The organism is Parabacteroides sp. CAG:2, from assembly GCF_000436315.1.
In the GTDB taxonomy this organism is placed as follows: Bacteria; Bacteroidota; Bacteroidia; order Bacteroidales; family Tannerellaceae; genus Parabacteroides; species Parabacteroides distasonis.
Genome location: NZ_FR885274.1, coordinates 104,916 through 127,172, shown reverse-complemented (window position 1 = coordinate 127,172; position 22,257 = coordinate 104,916). Strand labels below are relative to the sequence as shown.

At 50.6% G+C, this 22,257-nt stretch carries 15 protein-coding genes; 11 read left to right on the top strand and 4 right to left on the bottom strand.

The window, feature by feature from the left end; translation table 11 throughout:
- Nucleotides 1-63 precede the first annotated feature (63 nt).
- On the bottom strand, nucleotides 64-1,329 hold the full coding sequence (locus QVP94_RS05465) for a DEAD/DEAH box helicase (RefSeq protein WP_005856813.1): 1,266 nt from the start codon (nucleotides 1,327-1,329) through the stop codon (nucleotides 64-66).
- Nucleotides 1,330-1,437: 108 nt separating this feature from the next.
- Between QVP94_RS05465 and recQ the strand changes: the two genes are divergently transcribed.
- The 11 genes from recQ (at nucleotide 1,438) to QVP94_RS05410 (ending at nucleotide 19,662) form a co-directional block, all read left to right on the top strand.
- Entirely contained in the window at nucleotides 1,438-3,273 is a 1,836-nt protein-coding gene (gene recQ / locus QVP94_RS05460; protein WP_022192151.1) for a DNA helicase RecQ, read from the top strand.
- 94 nt (nucleotides 3,274-3,367) lie between these two features.
- A complete protein-coding gene (locus tag QVP94_RS05455) occupies nucleotides 3,368-4,546 on the top strand; it encodes a DUF4876 domain-containing protein (protein WP_009275980.1) in 1,179 nt (392 codons plus the stop codon).
- Nucleotides 4,547-4,552: 6 nt separating this feature from the next.
- A complete protein-coding gene (locus QVP94_RS05450) occupies nucleotides 4,553-6,070 on the top strand; it encodes a DUF6850 family outer membrane beta-barrel protein (RefSeq protein WP_022192150.1) in 1,518 nt (505 codons plus the stop codon).
- Nucleotides 6,071-6,084: 14 nt separating this feature from the next.
- Nucleotides 6,085-8,574, top strand: coding sequence for a TonB-dependent receptor plug domain-containing protein (locus QVP94_RS05445; RefSeq protein ID WP_022192149.1), 2,490 nt, complete (start codon nucleotides 6,085-6,087; stop codon nucleotides 8,572-8,574).
- A 4-nt stretch (nucleotides 8,575-8,578) separates the two neighbouring features.
- Nucleotides 8,579-10,183 carry an AraC family transcriptional regulator gene (locus QVP94_RS05440; RefSeq protein WP_022192148.1) on the top strand — a complete coding sequence of 535 codons (1,605 nt, stop codon included), beginning with the start codon at nucleotides 8,579-8,581 and terminating at the stop codon, nucleotides 10,181-10,183.
- A 180-nt stretch (nucleotides 10,184-10,363) separates the two neighbouring features.
- Entirely contained in the window at nucleotides 10,364-10,753 is a 390-nt protein-coding gene (locus tag QVP94_RS05435; protein ID WP_005862182.1) for a helix-turn-helix domain-containing protein, read from the top strand.
- An 8-nt stretch (nucleotides 10,754-10,761) separates the two neighbouring features.
- Nucleotides 10,762-11,616 (top strand): hypothetical protein, encoded by an 855-nt coding sequence (locus tag QVP94_RS05430; RefSeq protein WP_022192147.1) that lies wholly within the window; start codon nucleotides 10,762-10,764, stop codon nucleotides 11,614-11,616.
- Between the two features lie 21 nt (nucleotides 11,617-11,637).
- Nucleotides 11,638-14,154: a hypothetical protein gene (locus QVP94_RS05425; RefSeq protein ID WP_022192146.1), complete on the top strand. Its 2,517-nt coding sequence runs from the start codon at nucleotides 11,638-11,640 to the stop codon at nucleotides 14,152-14,154.
- Nucleotides 14,155-14,168: 14 nt separating this feature from the next.
- Nucleotides 14,169-15,662, top strand: coding sequence for an NAD-dependent dihydropyrimidine dehydrogenase subunit PreA (preA, locus tag QVP94_RS05420; RefSeq protein ID WP_022192145.1), 1,494 nt, complete (start codon nucleotides 14,169-14,171; stop codon nucleotides 15,660-15,662).
- Between the two features lie 4 nt (nucleotides 15,663-15,666).
- Nucleotides 15,667-17,802: a DUF5686 family protein gene (locus QVP94_RS05415; protein WP_022192144.1), complete on the top strand. Its 2,136-nt coding sequence runs from the start codon at nucleotides 15,667-15,669 to the stop codon at nucleotides 17,800-17,802.
- 18 nt (nucleotides 17,803-17,820) lie between these two features.
- A complete protein-coding gene (locus tag QVP94_RS05410) occupies nucleotides 17,821-19,662 on the top strand; it encodes a hypothetical protein (protein ID WP_022192143.1) in 1,842 nt (613 codons plus the stop codon).
- A gap of 101 nt (nucleotides 19,663-19,763) precedes the next feature.
- On the opposite strand, the gene QVP94_RS05405 is transcribed toward QVP94_RS05410, so the two are convergent.
- From QVP94_RS05405 to QVP94_RS05395, 3 genes are read right to left on the bottom strand one after another with little or no spacing between them, the layout of a single operon-like run.
- Nucleotides 19,764-20,378: an aminotransferase class IV family protein gene (locus tag QVP94_RS05405; RefSeq protein ID WP_022192142.1), complete on the bottom strand. Its 615-nt coding sequence runs from the start codon at nucleotides 20,376-20,378 to the stop codon at nucleotides 19,764-19,766.
- Nucleotides 20,362-21,369: an aminodeoxychorismate synthase component I gene (locus QVP94_RS05400; RefSeq protein ID WP_022192141.1), complete on the bottom strand. Its 1,008-nt coding sequence runs from the start codon at nucleotides 21,367-21,369 to the stop codon at nucleotides 20,362-20,364. The genes QVP94_RS05405 and QVP94_RS05400 overlap by 17 nt, the downstream gene beginning before the upstream one ends.
- On the bottom strand, nucleotides 21,369-22,244 hold the full coding sequence (locus QVP94_RS05395; RefSeq protein WP_022192140.1) for a carbon-nitrogen hydrolase: 876 nt from the start codon (nucleotides 22,242-22,244) through the stop codon (nucleotides 21,369-21,371). The genes QVP94_RS05400 and QVP94_RS05395 overlap by 1 nt, the downstream gene beginning before the upstream one ends.
- Between the last annotated feature and the right edge of the window lie 13 nt (nucleotides 22,245-22,257).

The following is a 22,257-nucleotide window of genomic DNA, read 5'->3' as shown; positions in this document are numbered from 1 at the left end:
ACGACTGTGCCAATGCTATGGAAAGGACTGACACTATACGTCGTTACAATACAACAACTTAGATTACTTAGAAGAATTGGCGGCACGCTTCTTGTTACGCCAGTAACTACCGTCACGTTTGCTTCCGAACATATTACGGCGTTTCGACTCTTGCTTGATCGCTTCTTTCTTCTCGGCTACGGCGGCTTTCACCTCCTTGGTCTCATACATATGGCCACCGGCTATGGGGACTTCCTTGCCGATCAGTTTCTGGATATCTTTCAACAAAGGTACCTCCTCGGCGTCGCAGAAAGAGAACGCCACACCTTCACGGCCCGCACGACCCGTACGCCCGATCCGATGTACATAAGTCTCGGGTACGTTAGGAAGCTCATAGTTAATGACGTGTGTCAGATGATCCACGTCGATTCCACGGGCGGCGATATCCGTAGCGATCAGCACACGGGTCGTATGATCCTTGAAATTCGTCAAGGCACGCTGGCGGGCAGTCTGGCTCTTGTTGCCATGGATCGCCTCCGCCCCTATCTCCGCTTTCGACAAGACACGGGCCACCTTGTCCGCCCCGTGTTTCGTACGGGTAAAGATCAATACGGATTCCAGTTCCGGGTTCTCCAACAAGCTTTTCAGCAAGTTGATCTTCTCGGCCTTCTCGACGAAATAAACGGATTGGTCGATCGCGTCCACGGTCGATGAGGCCGGGGTTACTTCCACCTTTTGCGGCTCGCTCAAGATCGTACCTGCCAAGCGCTCGATCTCAGGGGGCATGGTAGCGGAGAAGAACAAGGACTGGCGTTTCTTGGGCAATAGCGGTAAAATACGCTTGATGTCATGGATAAAGCCCATGTCCAACATACGGTCCGCTTCGTCTAAGACGAAATACTCCAAGGTATCCAAGTGGATGAATCCTTGTCCAATCAAGTCCAGCAGACGTCCCGGCGTAGCGATTAATATATCGATGCCTCTTTCCAAGGCTTCCGTCTGGGGCTTTTGCCCTACTCCCCCGAATATCACCGTATGGCGTAATCCAGCGAAACGGCCGTAAGCGGCAAAGCTCTCTCCGATCTGGATGGCAAGCTCACGGGTAGGCGTAAGGATCAATGCCTTGATACCCCGTTTGTAACCTTTCTTCTTCTGGAGATATAACCGCTGGATAATCGGGATGGAGAAGGCCGCCGTCTTACCGGTTCCTGTCTGGGCGCAACCCAATAAATCATAACCTTGCGAAACGATGGGAATCGCTTCTGATTGTATAGGTGTTGGAGTCGTATAACCTTCTTGCACGAGAGCCTTACGTATCGGCTCTATCAAATCTAAATCTTCAAATGTCATTCTAAAATAGGGTGAGCCATCACGGCTCGTTATGTAAATAATGTGGGCAAAGGTAGTAAAACTTTATGATATAAACTATCTTTGCGCTTTTTATGCCCGTAAAGCGATATGAAAGAATTATTACTACTACTGAAAAAGTTCTTCGGATATACCTCCTTCCGTCCCTTGCAGGCGGACATCATACAGCGTATCTTACAGAAAGAGGACTCGTTGGTGCTGATGCCCACGGGTGGAGGCAAGTCGATCTGTTTTCAGCTACCGGCTATCTATCTGCCGGGTACGGCTTTGGTGGTGTCCCCCTTGATCGCCTTGATGAAGGATCAAGTAGAGGGGTTGATCGCCAACGGCATCCCTGCGGCGGCGTTGAACAGTATGATGCCGGAAGAGGAGCAACAACAGGTGAAGCAACTTTGCGTGCAGGGCAAGATCAAATTATTGTATATCTCCCCGGAACGGATCAAGATGGAGGCGGACTGGTTCCTGCCCCGGCTGGACATCTCGCTCATCGCTATCGACGAGGCACATTGCGTATCGCATTGGGGACATGACTTCCGTCCGGAATACACGCAACTGGCGATATTGAAGGAACGTTTCCCGAAAGTCCCGGTCGTGGCCCTGACCGCTACCGCCGATAAAATCACCCGGAAGGATATCCTAGAGCAGTTACGGCTTCGTACGCCCCAAACGTTCATATCATCGTTCGACCGCCCGAACATCTCCCTCACGGTACGCCGAGGGCTTAACAAGAAAGAGAAGATCGCCGCCATCGTCCATTTCATCCGGGGGCACCGGGAGCAGAGCGGTATCATCTATTGCATGCGCCGCAACGATACGACCGAGCTGGCCGATGAGTTGGCGATGTATAATATCAAGGCGATCGCCTACCACGCCGGCCTCCTGCCCGCCCAACGGGAACAGGCCCAGAACGACTTCATCAACGACCGGGTGGACGTGGTGTGTGCCACGGTAGCTTTCGGGATGGGTATCGACAAGAGCAATGTCCGCTGGGTCGTGCATTACAGCATGCCGGGGAGTATCGAGAATTACTACCAAGAGATCGGCCGTGCCGGAAGGGACGGGATGAAAAGCGATACCCTCCTGTTCTATTCCTTGAGCGACTTGATCGTACTTCGCCGTTTCGCCGAGGAGAGTGGCCAAAGCGAAGTGAACTTGGAGAAGCTAAACCGGATGAGACGGTATTGCGAGTCCGACATGTGCCGCCGCCGTGTCTTGCTCAGTTACTTCGGCGAGGAGGCGGACCATGATTGCGGCAACTGCGACGTGTGCAAGAACCCTCCGCGACGCTTCGATGGCAGTGTCTTGATACAAAAAGCGCTGAGCGCCGTCATCCGGACCGGCGAGCATGTAGGCATGCAAATGTTGATCGACATATTACGTGCCTCCGGTCGGGCGGAACTCTTGGAGAGAGGATACGATAAGCTAAAGACGTACGGCGCCGGACGGGACCTCTCTTATAAGGAATGGAAGGAGTACATTTACCAGATGATCCAACTCGGGTACATGGAGATCGACTACGCCGCCGAGCGTGTCTTGCGGATGACCCCGTTAGGCAGGCGTGTCCTGTACGGGGAGCAAAAGGCCCAGCTCGTCATCTATCGGGAACCGGATGAGCTGACACGCCCCGTCCGGAGAGGCGAGCGGAAATCCTCCTTCAAGGCCCAGCCGATCCGGCCGATCCGGTCCGCCTCCACGGACGAGACCTTGCTGGACTCCCTCCGCCAGCTTCGCAAGCAAATCGCCGAGCGAGAGCATACGCCGGCTTATATCATCTTCTCCGACGATTCCTTGGAAGACATGGTGGAGAAGAAACCGGTCACCTTGGACCAGTTCAGCGACATCCGGGGCGTGGGGCAAATCAAGCTGGACCGGTACGGGAAGGTGTTCGTGGCCTTGATCCGGTTCGTGCTGAAGCTACCGAAATAAGAAGAACACATGTTAATGTTTTTAGCTCCTAAATGGAAATATAAAAAAATCACATATATTTGTCTACAGTTATTAAGCACAATGCCCCATATTCATGATAGACAAACATCTTTCTCTCCTCACCCACCTGCTCTGTCTGTGTTTTCTGGCAGGATGCGAGAATGAGTATTTCAAAACGGGGAGTATCCATATCCAATTGAAGAAACCTTCCGGATACGCAGATATCTCCTTGGCGAATATCCCGGTCACACTAATCAATCAAAGTATAGGCTGTGTCTACACCACGACCACCGACACAAATGGACTAGCTCTATTTGAACTAACCGCTGGCATATGCGCAATCTCCGCAAATCAGGAAACCACGACTGGCAACAGGGATTATATATTGAGTGGTAGCCTCTCCAATATCCAGTTCGAGGCCAATGGAGAAGAACGATCCGTGGAAATACCTTTGGAAGTGTCCGAACGAGGCCGTCTGCTGATTAGCGAGATTTATTTCAGCGGTTGTCTCTGGCCTGACGGGAAAAATGTCTATAACAAAGATCAATACCTCACGTTGGTCAATAACTCCGATGACTTGATTTTCCTAGATGGCCTATGTATCGCACAAGCAGGACCCGTAAGCGTGACAAAGCCTTCCGGATGGATGCTCCATACCGATATGAAAGAAATACCTTTATTCATGATGTGCTGGGAGTTTCCGGGAACGGGAACCGAATATCCCATTCAACCGGGGGAGCGACAAACGATAGCGATTAACGCCATAAACCATACCAATAGCGAAGTGGGAGTTCCGGCCTCGCTCGATTTATCCAGCGTGGAATGGGCTTTTTGGGATCCTATCTTGACCGGAAGCCAAATCTCCGCCGGTGTAAAACCTCTAAACTTGGTATGGCGTGGCACCGGTTTCTCCTATCTGTTTTCCATGAACGGCCCGACGATCCTCTTGTTCCGTCCCAAAACGGACTTAAGAGAATGGATCGCCAATCCGGATCACATCCAAAAAGAACCTGAGAGTTTCAATACGCTAAAATACCTCCATATACCCGCTGATTGGGTGCTGGATATCGCAAATTTCGTCTCTTCAACCTCTACGGTAGCTTACACACGTATCCCATCTTCTATGGATGTGAGTCCGGGTATAGCCACATCCGGCGGCTCCGGCCTGGCAATGCGTCGGAAATATGAGCAAGAGGGGAAACGCTTCCGCTGGAAAGATTCCAATAACACCGCCGAGGATTTCGAGAAAAGTCCACCTTCCTTAAAACGGTAAGCCTCTATGAAGATCACTATCATTCTATATATGATATCACTATCTGTCTATGCCTCACGGTCATGGGCTCAACAAGAGAGCGCATGGGCTTTATCCGCCAATCCTGTCAGCATCAGCTATGTGCCTAAGGACAGCGCTATGGAAGCTGGTTTAAGTTATTTGATCCATCAAGCCGCCTTACCTGCCAGCGACCAGCCGGATCAAACACAGACCTATAGGGCTTATGTATTCGGTAACCGAAAGCTGGGTCTGCTTTGGCTGGCGGGTGGTATCAATTGGTCGCAAAGCCTACTGGAAGGGAGAAAATGGAATTTATTATCGCAACCGGACTATCTGATTACGGCCGGCGATTCCTTGGGAGAGCCACAACGCATCGAGAAATACAGGATCTACGGACAAGCGGCTTACGTCTTATCTCCGAAAATCAAGGTCGGGATAGATGGAGACTATACAGCTACAAGCAACGAAGATCGCTCCTCTTACCATATCTACCATGGGATGGCACACTTAATCCGGATATCAGGAGGTATCGTTTACGAACAAGTACGCAGACGTTTTGGAGCCTCGATCCATTATACCCATCGTACAGAGGAATTAACGTATGATACGGATAGTAAAGATAAACTTTATACATTTCCTCTGGGTTATTGGCTTCCGATGCAAGAATTATCGGGAAGTTTCCTGTTTCGCAGCCAAGGAAAACGCCTAGGTGTTTCCTTGCAAACGGAAACCCTAAAAGAGCATTGGAGTCTTTTCCATGATCTCTTCTACGAGACCCAGCAATTAGCGGACAATCCAAATAACTCCGGCAACTTGAGAGGCTGGGAAGAACGGCTGCATCAAATCAGTTACCAAGGTCGTTTTACCCGAACGAATAAATCGTGGACGCATATCTGGTCGCCCACAGCCCGATTCAACCAAACTACGGCCAACCGCATATTACAACGGAATCCCACCACAAGCTCGTCTGCCATATGGACTACATTCGCCACCTATCGCCTAGCAAGGCAACGGATGTTATCTACCCAACTAAGTTACGAGGCGACAAAGAATGATACTTCGGGCGAAAAGGTATCCACATGGCAAATGACTGTCGGATGGAATCGTTTGGAAAATGATTTCTACATATATCCTTTTACGGTCAAACAATATACAGGGCTCTTCCACGGAGAGATCGCGTTTCTTCGACAAATCCGCCTACCTAAAGAAAGCAAACTAGGCATCCGCCCATCCGTGTACATCGTGTCGGGCTATGGCACCGAGATCAAATGGGAGAAGGATACGCAGAAGGATGAGAATGGCTCAGCAGAAATCAAGCTAGAGCAGAACATGCAAAAAGTGAACGAGGATTTTATTGCTCGCACGGCAACCCGTCTGGGTATCGGTGCGGAAATGGAATATCGGCATCCCATTCATTCCGCCTTATCAGCGGGATTTCGTTTAATGGGTAGTCTCGAACAAACGACAAGCCCTCAATCGCCCCTCGGAGGGGGCGGAAACCTCAGTATTGTCATCTGGCTATAAATAGGTCTAATACTATGCGTTACTCAACTTTGTACAAAATACCAATAAAGATCGTGACGATATTTCTCTTATTGTCATCACTTCATCCGGGCAATTACCTTCACGGGCAAAAGCAACCGGATACTCTGTCCTTCTATTTACCCAACATTTTGGTAACAGCCATAGAGTCTAAGACTCCGGGTACGGTTTCCTTGCTTCCAGCGTCAACGTTGGAACATACGCAACCGATCACGATCTCTGATCTGACACAATTATTACCGGGAGGTCTCACCAATAATTCTGGGGTGACAGACGCACAATATTTCTCAGTGCGGGAGGTTTCTTTAAAGAACGGGGTAAACCAATTTCATAAGAACGCAGCTATGGGTGCCCAAATATGGGTAGACGGCTCTCCTCTTCATTTCAACACCGGCATCAACGAGCCTTACGAAGGATATGATGCCCGTTTTCTATCTCTCAACCAAGTGAAAGAGGCGGAAATCATCCGGGGAATACCTTCTGCCCGGTACGGAAACTTAACAAATAGCGTATTATTACTCAAGACTCATCAAGGTAGAATGCCTCTCTCCACCAGCATACGTTACAATCCGAAACTGAAACAATATATGCTTGGAAAAGGCTTCTGTATCTCCCCACAAGGCCATACGCTCAACCTGTTAGCGGACTATACCAGCCAAGGCGATTTCCATACCGGCGGCATACGCTTGGCAAACCTTTACCATTGGTTGCCCGCAGGGAAAAAACTAGAATTAAGCCTTACTTACACCTCTCGCATAGGAAAGGAAAAGCAATTCGTCAACGAGCAGAATCATACACAAAGACAACGATTGGATCAGCGTTTTTCCATACAAGGGGAATGGCAACCCGACCGACGTTGGCTCAAGAAGCTGTCTCTGAGAATAGACGGTTCCCTTCAAAAAAGCAAACAAACAAAGAGTCAGGTCAACAATGCCTCTAGCCAGCTTTATACAGACCAGAAAGAGAGCGGCGAATGGGAAGCCCGTGTTTTATCCTCAAACTACATGTACACATTAGTCAATGAAAGCCGACCTTTTTATGTAGAAACCGAGATGCTGGCGTCTACCTTATTCCCTCTACGACAAGGGAGGGATATCAGCTTAGTAGCCGGATTCTCATACCGTAGTGAGGGTAACGAAGGGCGAGGCAGGGATTTCGATCGGCAGAGGCCTCCTTCTACATCTATCCGTCCCCGCTCATTCCGGGAAATCCCGTCCTTGCATACGTTCGGTGGCTTCATTGAGGCCACATACCGGACTTCCAACCTCCATGTAGAAGCCGGATTAAGAAATCAAGGATTGAAAAGCCGGGATTATGCCTTAATCTATCAGACAGAACCTCGCCTGAATCTCTTATGGTCTCTCTTCTCCTCTCCCTCCGGCTATACATTGAGTTTAAAAGGTGGGCTCGGATGGATCAGTTTCATGCCGACATTGGATAAACTCTACCCGGAAGCTATTTATAATGATAAGGTCTCTTTCTATTATAATGATAGCAATGAAAGTGGAAACACCCTTGGTATTCTCACGACACATGCCCCCGGAATGGAACAAAATATGAAATTAAAACCTACCGTAAATCGAAAGATAGAGGTTGGCCTTATAGGGAAGACTCCGGCCATCCGACTTGACATGACCGCTTTTTTCGAGAAACAAACGGATGGCTTTTCCTCCTCGGCGCAATATATTCCATTCAGCTATCGGGAATATGATTATCTATCAACCGCCCAACTTCGTCCTGAATACAAAGATGGACAGGTATGGGTGAACGGTAAGGCTGTCCCTTATCAAGAGAAATATAGTTACACGCCGGTATCTGTACCAGTCAATACACTCCATAGGAAGAAACATGGGATCGAGATGGTAGCGGACCTCGGGACTTTCTCACCCTTGCGTACCTCCCTAATCGTAGACGGGATCTGGTTATATGTACGAGAAAAGAATACGGCCCTTAACGGGATCTGGCCGATCCAGTACACAGATAAAACAGAATACCCCTACGTAGGTTTTTACGACAAGCAAGGCGGACCGGGAAATGAAAGTCGTTCGGAGATCATCTCCACGAACTTCCGTTTCATCACGCGCATCCCCAGAATCGGACTGGTCACTACCCTTACGTGGCAAATGATATGGCTCTATAAATATCGTACGCTCTACAACGGTAGCACTGGCGAGAATGTATGGCCCCTATATTGGTGTGGAACAGACGGAATCATACATCCGTTCACCGAGACACAGAAAGAGGATCCAGCCTTCGCGCCTTTACTCTCCACCACCGCACCGGAACGATTCCTGCCAAACTCTTATAAACCATATGGTATGCTGAATATTCGGGTAAACAAAGCTTTCGGAGAGCACATCACGCTGGCATTCTTTGCCAACAACCTCGCCGATTTACGCCCCACTCGCTATTCGGCCAGCACGAGATCTTACCTTCAACAAAATACCCAGCCTTTTTTCGGTCTGGAATTACAAATAAAACTATGACATCATGAAAACAAGCATACTTTACATATTCCTACTGTCAGTCCTTTACGCCTGCGACTCCCACTCTCTTCTTCCACCCAAGCAGCAATTGGATCAGCAAATAGCGCAACTGAATGATTATTCTTTGTTGAGCGGTCCCTTGAACGACCAGCTATGCGAAGAGATAGAAACCCATGCCCAAGAAATAGGGAATGACTCGCTTTTGCTGGCAACCCGCCAAATCATATACACCCGCTATTGCAGATTACAGGACACGGCCCATGCGAGAATGCTACTCGACCGCATGAAACCTTATGCCATCCGCATAAAAGACAAGCACCTTCTCATGAATCACCTGCGTATGGCATTTCTTCACGCACAGATACGCCAACCCGCAGAATGCGAGCGATGGATAAACGAGGCACGAAAATATGCATATATAAATCCTCAAAACTGGTATATCACGGCGGCTAGCGCTTGTCTTGAATGTGGATTATATCCCCAAGCACTCATCTATGCGGATTCAGCATTGGTGAACTTGAAATATAAAGTGATAAGCTCTCCTCACTTAGTAAAAGCTATAGCATTAAGCCGTACGGGAAAGACCGCCGAAGCGGAGGAATGGACCCAACGATGCATTACCGATATCCGCCACTTTCAGGCGAAACACCAAATACACACGATCAGCTATCTGCAATATCAACTCTTCATGGAATACGCCGTCTCTCTCCGGAAACATGGAAAAAACAAAGAGGCACTATCCGTATTGGAGGAATTAGACAGAGTCTCATTCAATAATGTCGCCACGCCTCTCTTGAGGAACAAAGACAATATCGAGGAATATAAGGTGCGTGTGGCACGTATGTTGTCCGAATGCCATTATGCGACCGGAAATCAATCGGAAGCCATCCAACAGGCAAACCGGGCAGACTCCCTACAATCCCATTATGCCCAAGAGCAAATGAACATACGCAGAAAGATGATCAGCGAAAGCCTGCAAAACGAACTATTATCCACCCGCTTAAAAAGTCAGAAGGTGGAGGCGGAACAGGCACGGCTCATCCAGTATATCCTTACCGGAATCATTATTTTGCTCATGGCTATCCTAACCGGAGGATATCTTTGGTGGAGAAATCATCGCCGTCGCCTACGCCAGTTATTCGATTTATTGATAAGCCATCATGCGGCTTGGTTGCTAATACACGATCCGCTTCCGCTAATCTCCCGGCCACAAATAAAGTTACCAGATCATTCAGAGGCAAACACCGAGGTCACAACAAAATCTGATAATCTCCTATATCAACGAATCCTATCAGTTATGAAAGAGCTAAAGCCTTTCTTAAATCCTAATCTCGACCTTGTGACCCTCTCCCGTCTAGTGGGTACTAACCGAACACAACTATCCACCACCCTCAATAGGCAGACGGGAATGAACTTTAGTCGTTGGCTGGCTGAATACAGGGTACACCACCTCCTTTCGCTCGTCGCCCTACGTCCCGACAGCGACATCACCGCACTAGCCTCCGAATCAGGCTTCACCTCCCGAACCTCCTTCTTCCGGCAGTTCCGGCAAGTCACCGGACTTACGCCCAACCAATACAGAAACGTACGAAAAGAGACCGGCAAATAATCTGTTAAAGTACGTGTCTAGCCTTTGATGCAGGGGCTTTACGGCCTTTGGTGTACCAGATCGTTCGGATCAAGTTTCAATACGTTCGCATCTTTTCTCATCCCTTGATTTACCAAATGGGACTGTCTATATTTGACCTCGCAAGTCCCTCTTATGCGGGTTACTTAAGACAGTACCAATATGGAAGAAAAGCAAAAGCCATCCCTAATCGAACGCAGGCTATATGCCCGCATCTTACAAATCATGGAGGATAAGAAGCCTTATCTCGATCCACAGTTCAATTTGTGCCAGTTGGCCAACCTCGCTTGCACGAACCGTACCCGGCTATCCTCTACCTTGAACAATCAGACGGGTATGAACTTCAGTCGCTGGCTGGCTATCTATCGGGTAGAGTACCTCATACGGGAATTTTCCAAGTGCCTCACACAAGAGCCGCAGGAGTTATACAAGACGGCTGGGTTTACCTCCCGTACCTCTTTCTACCGCCAATTCAAGGAGGTGACGGGCAACACTCCCATCGAGTACTTCGCCAACCTATATTATAACAACGTAAATGATTCAACTAAATAAATAGCGATATGAGACATTTTACACTCCTACTCTTATCCGTTTTTACTGTCTATCAAGCCAAGGCGGATATATTGATCCCCTTAGACAAATATCCTACGGGGGAAAAACGTTTCAACTTACAGATCAACGGAAGTCACGATACCAGTACCCCTTGGCTCTCCACCACGTCATTTGGCGTGGATGAAGATGGGCAGATGGGAAACCCGGAGAATTGGACATCCGAACAAATCGACGAGGACAATCACTCGGTAAGTCACCGACTCATCATGAACAGTATTTCCCTGCGCCTCTCCTATCGTGTATGGGACAATCTCAGCCTGTGGGCAGGCATCGGTACCACCAACTTCACCCACGAGGAGACTTTCCGAGATGATGACGACCTAAGCAGTACCATCTTCAGCAAGAACATGATACCCATCTACAGCGGAGGGCTAGGTTACGGCCATGCCTTCACCGACCGCTTTTTCATGTCTACCCAACCCGGCGTGCGCTATGCCAACAGCGATAACATGACCACCGAGGTGTATTACCAAGGCAAGACCATCCCCTTGCGAGACCTCAGCCTCAACCGCCGTTACCTAGAGTGGGCCGTGCCCGTGGTGGCCGGATACGCACTGGGGAATTTCGTGCCCTATGCCGGCATCCTCTACAAGGACTACACGATGAAAGACCGGTACGAGTTCACCAAGACATATGCCGGCGAGGACTATACCGTTCGTATCGACGAGACCTTCCACGCCCGTCACAAGCTGTACGCTTTGGCCGGGGTGAACTATTTCCTCGCTGACAACATCTCGCTCGGAGTAAACGGAAGCTTCGGCAAGAGGCAGTCCGTACAGTTACAATTCAATATCAGTTTCTAAACCTCTTAAACAGATATATACATGAGAACGACACTCAAAGCACAAGCGATACGGCTGATCGCCATATTTTTGCTTATCTGTGCCTCTACCACCACCGTCAAGGCACAGATCAGCCAACATCCCGAACTGTATAAGGTGAAAGAATTCCACAATATGGATAAAGACGGAGGTGCCTATTACTGCTTCACCGACGCACAATACTACCAAGGGAAGCTCTACGGGGTCTACATAGATAATAACGGCCCCTCATCCATACGCCTCATCGCTTTCGAGGTGAACGGCGAGACCCGGACAATGGAACAATCCACCGTTGGCGACACCGGTAAGAAAATGATCTTTCTCAATGATTTCGGCGTATACCAAGATGCCGAGATCATCGTATACCGCAATCGCTTCTACGTGCTCTGGAAGAATAATACCAATGGCCAGATATGGATCGGCGAGGTGGATATGAAAAAGGGAGAATACAAGAAAACTCGTATGCTCGATGACGGGAAAACTTACGCCAACTTCGCCGCCACCATCTACCGTGACAAGATCTGCGTCATCCTACACCGCCGCACCAACAAGAAACTGCAAGTCTACCAATACGGCGACCCCGAGCTGAACAGCGGCTGGGACTGGTGCGGCACCGTGCGCAACGCCGGACACGATAATATCGAGCTAAAAGGCTCAACAGGCATATCAATGGAATACGATCCCGACGACCACTGGGACGACACCTCGTGGTACGGCTACGACGACACCGAGAAAAAGAACGTGGAGAAACTCATCATAGGCCGACTCAAGAGCGGTACCTTCGAGGCATTCAGCTACAGCGGCGAGTATGGCAAGGATAACATATGGCCCTCCAACTGGGAAGAATACGCGCATCACGACATAGGACGCTCGAAGACCTTCTCGCTCAAGCTCATCCAAGCCGATATAGAAGGCTACGCAGCCGACAATACCAGCGGCTACAAAGCTTCCTCAAATCCCCTGATCTTCAGCTACTGTACCTATGATGGCAAGGGAACGGGCGAACACTTCCTAAAGAAATTCTACCCCGGCAGCAACAGCTTCGCCACCGACGCACCCATCTACACCGACCTGCCCTACGGCTACACGGTCGTAGCCACCGCGGCAGATCCTACCACCGAGACAGCTCCCGGCGGAGGGCTCTACTACAAGCAATATATCTACCTGCTGCGAGGTAACCAGACTCCATACCATTGGTACAAGCACGCCTACATCGCCTCCATCCGCTCCAACGAGATCGTGGAGAGACGCAGTTCCTTCAACGACGAGAAGGCCCTGTTCGGCAACAGCGAGCTACGCAATCTCGTGCGCCTCGTCGGCATCATCGAAGGACCACCTCCAACGGTAGTGGATAATAACGAGTGGTTCGGCGACCTCGGCGTAGCCTCAAGCCTTGCCTTCACCATGGGATCGGGCACCAGCAACTCCGTGAGCCGACTCTATAAAAGTGACCTAAAATGCTCCTTCGGACCGCATACGGATAAACTCACGGCAGCATTCGGCGGCGGATACTCCTTCCAGAAACAACACGAGGAAGTAACAAGCCAGTCCGAGTCCATCACCGTTACCTTCGAAGCAAACGACACAGCAGACTACCGGGCCATCGCCCTCTACTCTGTACCCATTCTGACCCGTTGCGACCTAGAATACCTCTCCCCCACCCGGAGACAGAGTGTACGAATGCCCATATTCAGCTATACTTACATGACACGGCAGAGTATCAAACAAGTAGAAGTGCCTCTCGACCTAGAGCCTTTCCGCATAGACAATCCAAGCAAACTTGGAGACTGGGAGGCCCGTGAGATCCTCACCATGACCGCCAGCGAGCCAAATGTCAGCAAGTCCGTCAACTTCAGCCTCAACTCCGAACGGATCGACATGACGCTGGAAACCAGCGGCACAATCTCCGACAGTCAGACCAAAGGTGCCATCAGCCTTATGGATTTGAAATTCCCCTTCTTCCAACTAGAGAACCAAAGTTCTTGGGAATGGACAGACCAGACCACGGCGACAACCTCGCAGGGTATCAGCGCATCCTATTCGAAGATACGACGCACGGACAAGCACGTCAGGCCGGAAGAGACAGCCGAGTCCTTCTCATCCACCCTCTATCTGCTCACTGCCGAGAAGTCGAACACGCTCCGTGACCAGTACTACCCCAAGCTACTCGAACGGAAGATCAGCTTCGGCACCGACACCTTTCCCTTCATGGTAAACAGCGACAAACCCTTCGTATTGGCGTGGGACATCAACAACATCACCTATGTACGAGGTGACGTGAGCGCCACTGGCAATGAGGAGGTAACGACCGACGAGCCCCTGTCTATCCGCTTCCTCGACGGCATGCTTACGGTAGACTGCCTGCCGGGGGCCACCGTCAACGTCTACAGCATGAACGGCACGTTAACCGGTCACCAGCAAGCGGTATCCGGAAAAGCAATCTTCAGCCTGCCCGGACACCTGTACACCGTGGAGGTAGTGACCGAACGTTACCGGAAAGTACAGAAAGTAGTGAGATAATACAGTTAGAAGCCATGAAGACAAACCTCCTCCAGAGAAAACGCCTCCTAACGGAAGAATCGAATCGCTGTTATCTGTGCGATGACCCTGTCTGCACGAAGGCATGCAAGCCCGGACTAGATCCGGGCCGCTTGCTGCGGGCCTGTAAAATGGACAACCTAGCGGGAGCTATCCTCCGGGCCTACCGGATGGAAGCCTGCAAGGATTGCGACGGGCATCCTTGCGAGAAGGCCTGCCTCCGCGGACGAACCGACCGGGCGATATCCATCACCCAGATCGTACGGCAATTACAAGATATGCCAAACCCGACGGATAGTTCTCCCCTCACTTCGTCTCCGGACTTGGCGATCGACTTTTGTGGTGTCCGCTGCGCCAACCCCTTTATACTGGCCTCCTCGCCCGTAGCCCATAATTACGAGATGTGCGTCCGGGCCCTCGAAGCCGGTTGGGCCGGTATCTGCTTCAAGACGATATCATTCTATCCGAGCCATGAGGTATCTCCCCGCTTCGACCAAATGGAGGTGGATGGCGTGCCTTTCATCGGATTCAAGAACATGGAACAATTGTCGGAAGCCTCTGTCGAAGAGAATTTCGATACTCTCTATCGCCTCAAGCAACGCTATCCTGACAAATTAATCATCTCCTCCATTATGGGACGGACAGACGATGAGTGGACACGGCTTGCCCAATATTCCACGCAGGCTGGGGCCGATATCATTGAGTGCAACTTCTCTTGCCCACAAATGACGCAAGAAGGGATGGGCAGCGACGTAGGACAAAGCCCGGAACTGGTACGCCGGTTCACCGCCGCCACACGCCGGGGTACCCATCTGCCGATACTAGCGAAGATGACACCGAATATCGGGCAGATGACACCCGTGGCGCTCGCCGCCCACGAAGGAGGAGCCACCGGGATAGCCGCCATCAACACCATCAAATGTATCACCCGTATCGATGAGAAAGCGCTTACGGCCCGGCCCGTTGTCTGCGGACTGAGCAGCGTGTCCGGCTATTCGGGGAAAGCCGTGCGCCCTATCGCTCTCCGGTTCATACATGAGCTGGCGAGCGATCCTTCTGCCGGCAAGATGCCTATCAGCGGGATAGGCGGTATAGAGACTTGGCGGGATGCCCTCGATTTCCTGCTACTAGGCTGCACGAACCTACAGATATGTACCGCCGTGATGCAATACGGCTTCCGGATCATCAACGATCTATGCGAAGGGTTACGACTGTTCATGCAAGAGAACGGATATAAAACCCTATCCGACCTCATAGGTATCGCTTTACCGAACATCGTACCCCCCGAGAAACTGGAACGTACGCAGATACACCGCCCGACAGTAGATAACAGCCTATGCCTCGGCTGCGGACGCTGTTTCGTTTCCTGTAACGACGGTGGACATCAAGCTATCCGTTTCACCTCTATGCGCAAACCGGTGATAGACGAGCAAAAATGTGTCGGCTGCCATCTTTGCGCATTAGTATGCCCAACCTTCGCCATACATTGACAGGATGAGGATCGAGACGGGACACCTTATTCTACTATCCATACTTCTTCTGTGCCCGCTAGTCCATTCAGACCTGCGGGCACAAGAGAAGACACCCGTCACACGAGCCGACTCCATCATGCGGCAGGTAATCCATCAAGCCCCCATCTACGAGCACGTCCTCGAGAGCTATGAAGCGGAGACCTACGTGAAAGGCCGTACGCACGTTCCCCGGAAGAACAAGCTGCTACGATACGCCTATCTGGTCTTCCCGATAGAGCGTCATCCCCGCGATGCCTTCTTCGAGATGAGTGGCCTCACCCGCTACGACGCTCCCAACCATTATCGCAACGAGATTGTAGCCATCAACAGCAGCCATCTCGCCGCCGGAAGGCATTACAAGGAGATAGCCTCGTTCGTCAACTTGAACGTCTACTCCCCCACGATCTACAATAAGGGAATGATCATGCCACTCTCGCCCGATGCTTTCAAATATTACACGTTTCGGCAGGAAGGCACGGACACGATCTCCGGCATCCCTGTGTATAACATCCGTTTCACCCCTCGCCAATGGAGCCAGAAACTACTATCCGGAAACCTGTACGTAACCGACGAACTCTGGACCATCGACCGTATCGAGATACAAGGGCACTCCTCTTTCTCCGAGTTCAACCTAAGCATACGTTTCAACCGTGACGAGAAGCATTTCATCCTCCCGGAAGAGGCTGACCTGCAAGTCTGCTACCATGCCCTAGGCAACCGGATAGAGAGCGACATCCACGCCGCTTTCCGCTATAAATCGATCTCTTGGGTAGAGGAAGACCATGAGAGCAGGAAATTATACTCGCTCGATCAAACCCAATACTATACGATCACCTCCGACACACTCTCCTTTACCCAAGACAGCGCTTATTGGAACAGCCGGAGGGACAAGCCGCTCACTACCGACGAGAAAGCCTTGTACATCACCGGAACGAACGTGGTGAGGACGGAAGCGGACAGCAGCGTTCTCACCCGCTACCTCCAACTCGGCGAGCGGCTCACCAGCACGGTCAACAGGGATTACAAGAGTACTCGTGTGAAGTATTCCGGCCTTCTCAACCCGTTCCAGCTATCTTTCGGAAGCAACGGGATCACCTATAAGCAAGAAGCACGTATCAGTAAGACATTCGAGCATGACCGTCAGCTACGCTTCCACCCCGAGATCGGTTTCCTATTCAAGGAGAAAGAGCTACGCCTACGGCTAACAACCGACTGGGAGTATCACCCCGAGCGTCAAGGCATCCTCAACCTCACGATAGCCAATGACAACCAAAGCTATTCCTCCGAAGTGATCCACCAGATCAACGAGATCCTAAAAGATACCCCAATCCGTTTCGAAGATCTCAACTTGAAGTATTTCCAGCACTACTATGCCAAGCTGATGAACCAGATAGAACTGATGAACGGCTTCCGGCTCTCGGCTGGACTCGCATACCACTATCGTACGCCCGTGAAAAAGAATAAGGATACCGGATTGGATCTAAAGGATCATAATGAGTTCACCCCGGTTATCGGCCTTACCTACACGCCCCGGCAATATTACTGGATGGACGGTTACCGGAAAGAGTACCTGCATTCCCATTACCCGACCTTCCGGATCGAGCTGGCACGAAGCATACCGGACCTGCTCGGCTGTACGGGAAATTATTGGCGGATGGAGGCCGGCATGAACCAGACCGTACGGCTGGGCTTATCCGAACGACTGAGTTACAATCTAAGCGGTGGACTCTTTTTTAACCAGCATAACATGTACTTCGCCGATTTTAGCTATTTCGCCAAACGTTATTTCCCCGAGCCTTGGGGCGACCGGTTTGGCGGGATCTTTCATAATCTAGGTGGGGATTGGTGCAATGCCTCCGACAAATATATTCAAGGGCACCTCATGTACGAGAGCCCATTCATTCTATTGCGATTCCTCAAGCCCAATCCCAAGGCGCATAAATACCTCGTGTCCGAACGTTTCTACCTCAGCCAGCTATGGACTCCCGTATTGCCGAATTACAGCGAGCTCGGGTATGGTATCGGTAGCGACCTTTTTCATATAGCGCTTTTCCTAGGCTTCGAGGAGTTCAAGTATCAAAGCGTCGGGTTGAAGTTCGCGCTTGAGTTATTCAGATAATTATAAACAAGTATAGATATGAACAAGAGAAACACTATTAAACGACTTCTTCACCGCGGATGCCTACTTATGGGTATCAGCGCAATAACAAGTTCGGCCTTCGCATGGGATTTCGCCGAGCATCGTAAGATCGGCGACCGTGCCATGAGCCTTCTCCCGCGTTATCTGGTGGAAAACGGGATCTTCCCCAACGAGGCCGTCGCCGATAGCGCCTTGCTGCAAATCCTCAACATGTCGCATATGCCCGGCTCGAACGCCTACGCCATGAATGAGCTGACGCAGTTGCCGAATATCGTGACCTACGGTACGCTTTGCGGATTGGCCGGCGACCATGTGGAAAATCCCATGCTCTTGGAGACAGGCCTGCAGACCCATTTCTCCAAGACGAACCGTACGCTGGCTTTGGAGACACAAGCCATGAACGAGTTCCTCACCGGAGCCAACAGCAAGGAGCTGCTCGACATCAATCTGGCTTACGGTATCCTAGCGATCAAGGATCTCTCCCACTTCTACGCCTATGGCAAGGGATTGAACGAGCATCTGAAGATGATCGACCCCGAGCTGATCCGCCGCCTTCAACGCCCCTCGGAAGTAAACAAGGTCTTCGATAAATTAAATCAGTTGCCCTCCATGAGCAAGTATTTCTGCATCCACATCTTCGCTATCTACCTAGCGCAAGAGGCAGGCAAGGAGATGCGTAAAGGAGATACGCAAATGGCCAGCAACCTTATGTTCTACGCCACGATGTACGAGGCTTTCGCCGAGCATTTCCTACAAGACTCCTTCGCCTCCGGACACCAAATGGTACGTAGGGGCTTCTCCGCCTCCGCCGTATCCAACAATAAGAGCTTGCACGATTTCTACAATACCATCCCCGTACAGACCGCTAACCTAAAAGGCGAGACATGGAGTGCTTACGGCGATAAACGTCTGAACCAAAACATGATGGAGTACAACGAGGCCGATGATTACCGGCATATCCGGGTCACGGAGAAGCACCCTTATTCCTTGGAGAAAGGCGATAGCTACGAGCGGGAGACGAAGGTATTCTACCAAGTCGTGACCGCCACCTGCGAGTCTATCGTAGAAGTCTGGAAAGCCTACCAGAATGCCTTGGAAGGATCATACGAGAATATCTTGAACGAGATCCCTTCCGAACGAGACGACCTGCCCCAGTTCGTCTACGATCGTTTCCCGGTAATCAAGGATTTCCCGATCCCCTTCGGGACGGATCTGGATGACGTCCCCTTGGAAGCTTCTGTCGCCGACCGCAAGGATGAGCTACAGCTGATCGTACAAGAGCCTTTTACCCGCAACTTTATCCGGTCGAGGGTAGCCAACTCCTTCATGTTCCTGATCGGTACGCCGATCCATAGCAACCGGGACGGTGTCATGACGTATGGCGGTCGCTTGAACGTCAGCATGATCAATTGGCATAAGTTCGGGAAAGGGAAAGGCATGATCATGGAGCCGGGCGACATCGCTCATTGGGTATCCCCTACGATCTCCGGTTATTATATGCACGCTCCTTCCTCCTCCTACACGATCAAAAACTGGAACGTGAAGGCGGGCGCCAATTATAACATGGATATATTCGTTTCCCCGAAACGTTTCCTCGGCCTGTATAGTTATTTCGAGATGGGTATAGACCGCCGTAATGACGAGACCCGTTTCTTGGTAGCCCCCTCGGTCGGTATCCAGCTAGGTTCCCTGATCGGTGTCCATAATTTCAATATGCCGGGATGGTTACGCATCCCGTTGGGAATTATCCTCCCCTTGAAATTCGCCGTCACTTGCAATAAGGTGGCCGGCCGGCCGGTAGAATGGATCAGCAATATGGAGGTGGATATATTGTTCTAGGAAACACCTTGATTCATGCCTATATAGGTAAGAGGCCACACAGATATCGGCGTAACCCCTTACCTATATAGGCACAGGGCCACGCCGATACTCGCGTAGGGTCATACGTATATACGCATGATCTCATCGATTTCACCGAACCCGATCAAGGCGTTAAACAGACGGATCCGGGTATACTTAGGCAGATCCTCTACCGGGATATCCTCGGCCTGTACCAAGCCTTTATCCAATAAGTAAGCACGCATCGTACCACATAACAAAGGGCGTGCGGGAGTGATCCAAGAGGCACCATTCCAAAGGGCGACATTGCAAATGGAAGTATCGGTCAGCAAACCGTCACGGATTATCAAGATATCGTCATGTCCCGCTCGTTGGGCGAATAAATCATTTAGGCATTGACGATCCGTACTCTTATAGGAATAATCGATCTCATCGCATGTAACCAATCGCAAGGAATGAACCGGACGCATACGGTAAGGAACGTATTCTACCTGTAAGACCTCGCGGGTATATTCCACCCGGCATTTGGTACGTTCTTGATGAGGCCCCGGATGAATATAACCTGCGAGATCAATTTCTTCTCTCGCTCCGAATAGCTCCCTGCGGGTACGGTTCATCCGGGCATTATGGTACGGAAGGTTATGTATCCGTCCCTTCTCGATACGGATCGTCTCCACAAACGGACTCCCTGATAAGGTCTCAATAGATGGGCACATATACTTTTTGTTTCATTTCGTTATACTCCGATCTCACATCACTTTTAGAGGTGATTCCCCCACCGCTTTTGAAAACAAACGAATGGGGAGAGACTTGTTCCATAAAACGGATCATCACGGCGCTGTCTAAATCTTGGCCGTCAAAATACCCCATCACCCCCGTATAGAAGCCCCGCTCATAGGTTTCCGCCTCGGCGATGATCTCCAAGGTCTTTTTCTTGGGAGCGCCCGTGATGGAGCCGGCAGGCAAGAGGCTGAACAAAATCTCCCCGACATGGCCGTTCCATCCTTCCGGCAACCGGCCTCTTATCTCAGAACTGACCTGCAACAAACTTCCGTTATGCGTACGCAATTCATCGATATAACGATACCGGGGAACACAAACCTCGGAGGCTACGATACTCAAGTCATTCCGGATCAAATCCACGATCGTGGCATGCTCCGCCGCTTCCTTGGGATCATCGAGGATACGTCTCCGGGCATCGGGCAGCGTAGCGTCAATCGTACCTTTCATGGGATACGAATAGATGAGACCATCCCGCGTCCGCACGAATATCTCCGGCGAGAATACCACGAAACGATCCCGCATCCAAAGCTTATACATCGCCTTGGAATGGTAAAAGATATCTTTCAAGGAGAGGTTCGTATATACCGGAGTAGCGCATGTCAAGTTTACCAAATAAGAATTACCCGCATGGATATGCCGGGAAACGGTCTCGAATGAATGGGCATACTCCTCGAAAGAAACATACGAGGGTTGCCATTCAACAGGTTCTCCGGATATAAGATGAGAGGAATCCCGCAAGTTACATTCATGATTTGTATTCGTAAAGCCGTTCAAATCGTACAATAACTCGGAGGGAGCGATCTCTTCCGGCCTCTCCACGTAGATCCGCTCTCGTTTATAATCAATGATAAAAAGGAAAGGCCGTCCCGCTTTCCCCATTTCGTTCATGCGGAAGACCGCCTCTTCTTGCGTGTATTCGGTCATTATACTAAAAATCGTTCTGTCAAACCACCAAACGCATCGATACGGCGATCCCGGAAGAAAGGCCACCAACGACGCACGTTCTCACCGCGAGTCTTGTCGATCTCTATCACACGTACCTCCTCCTCGTCATTCGGGAATACGGTTAATAGCTCACCTTGGGGACCGGCCACAAAACTGTTTCCCCAAAACCGGATACCGCCCGTTTGTCCCGAAGGGTCCGGCTCATGCCCGGTACGATTTACGGAAATGACCGGGAGTCCGTTCGCCACGGCATGTCCCCGCTGTATGGTCACCCACGCACCCAGCTGACGGTCCTTCTCTTCCTGCGTATCGCTACTTTCCCAGCCGATAGCGGTCGGATAGATCAACATCTCGGCGCCACGCATAGCCATCAAACGGGCTGCTTCCGGATACCATTGATCCCAGCAAACCAACACACCAAGACGCCCCACAGAGGTATTAATAGGCTCAAAGCCTAAATCACCGGGGGTAAAATAGAACTTCTCGTAATAAGCGGGGTCATCCGGGATATGCATCTTGCGGTATTTTCCGGCGATCGTACCGTCTTTTTCCAAGACGACGGCCGTGTTATGGTACAGGCCCGGGGCACGCTTCTCGAAAAGGGAAAGCACCAAGACGATACCCAATTCTTTCGCCAAGGCACCGAAGGTTTCCGTCGATGGGCCGGGGATCGTCTCCGCCAAGTCAAACATATTCGTATCTTCCGTCTGGCAGAAATACAGGCCGTTATGCAGTTCTTGCAAAACGACCAATTCCGCTCCCTCCCGGGCAGCTTTACGGATATTTACCTTTAGCTTCTCTATATTCGCCGCTCTATCAGCGGTATTCTTTTGTTGTATTAATCCTACTTTCATATTTAATTGGTTG

Bases quoted from the DNA above. Each gene is read 5' to 3' on its own strand.
- QVP94_RS05465 (WP_005856813.1), bottom strand. From the start codon at position 1,329: ATGACATTTGAAGATTTAGATTTGATAGAGCCGATACGTAAGGCTCTC.
- recQ (WP_022192151.1), top strand. From the start codon at position 1,438: ATGAAAGAATTATTACTACTACTGAAAAAGTTCTTCGGATATACCTCC.
- QVP94_RS05455 (WP_009275980.1), top strand. From the start codon at position 3,368: ATGATAGACAAACATCTTTCTCTCCTCACCCACCTGCTCTGTCTGTGT.
- QVP94_RS05450 (WP_022192150.1), top strand. From the start codon at position 4,553: ATGAAGATCACTATCATTCTATATATGATATCACTATCTGTCTATGCC.
- QVP94_RS05445 (WP_022192149.1), top strand. From the start codon at position 6,085: ATGCGTTACTCAACTTTGTACAAAATACCAATAAAGATCGTGACGATA.
- QVP94_RS05440 (WP_022192148.1), top strand. From the start codon at position 8,579: ATGAAAACAAGCATACTTTACATATTCCTACTGTCAGTCCTTTACGCC.
- QVP94_RS05435 (WP_005862182.1), top strand. From the start codon at position 10,364: ATGGAAGAAAAGCAAAAGCCATCCCTAATCGAACGCAGGCTATATGCC.
- QVP94_RS05430 (WP_022192147.1), top strand. From the start codon at position 10,762: ATGAGACATTTTACACTCCTACTCTTATCCGTTTTTACTGTCTATCAA.
- QVP94_RS05425 (WP_022192146.1), top strand. From the start codon at position 11,638: ATGAGAACGACACTCAAAGCACAAGCGATACGGCTGATCGCCATATTT.
- preA (WP_022192145.1), top strand. From the start codon at position 14,169: ATGAAGACAAACCTCCTCCAGAGAAAACGCCTCCTAACGGAAGAATCG.
- QVP94_RS05415 (WP_022192144.1), top strand. From the start codon at position 15,667: ATGAGGATCGAGACGGGACACCTTATTCTACTATCCATACTTCTTCTG.
- QVP94_RS05410 (WP_022192143.1), top strand. From the start codon at position 17,821: ATGAACAAGAGAAACACTATTAAACGACTTCTTCACCGCGGATGCCTA.
- QVP94_RS05405 (WP_022192142.1), bottom strand. From the start codon at position 20,378: ATGTGCCCATCTATTGAGACCTTATCAGGGAGTCCGTTTGTGGAGACG.
- QVP94_RS05400 (WP_022192141.1), bottom strand. From the start codon at position 21,369: ATGACCGAATACACGCAAGAAGAGGCGGTCTTCCGCATGAACGAAATG.
- QVP94_RS05395 (WP_022192140.1), bottom strand. From the start codon at position 22,244: ATGAAAGTAGGATTAATACAACAAAAGAATACCGCTGATAGAGCGGCG.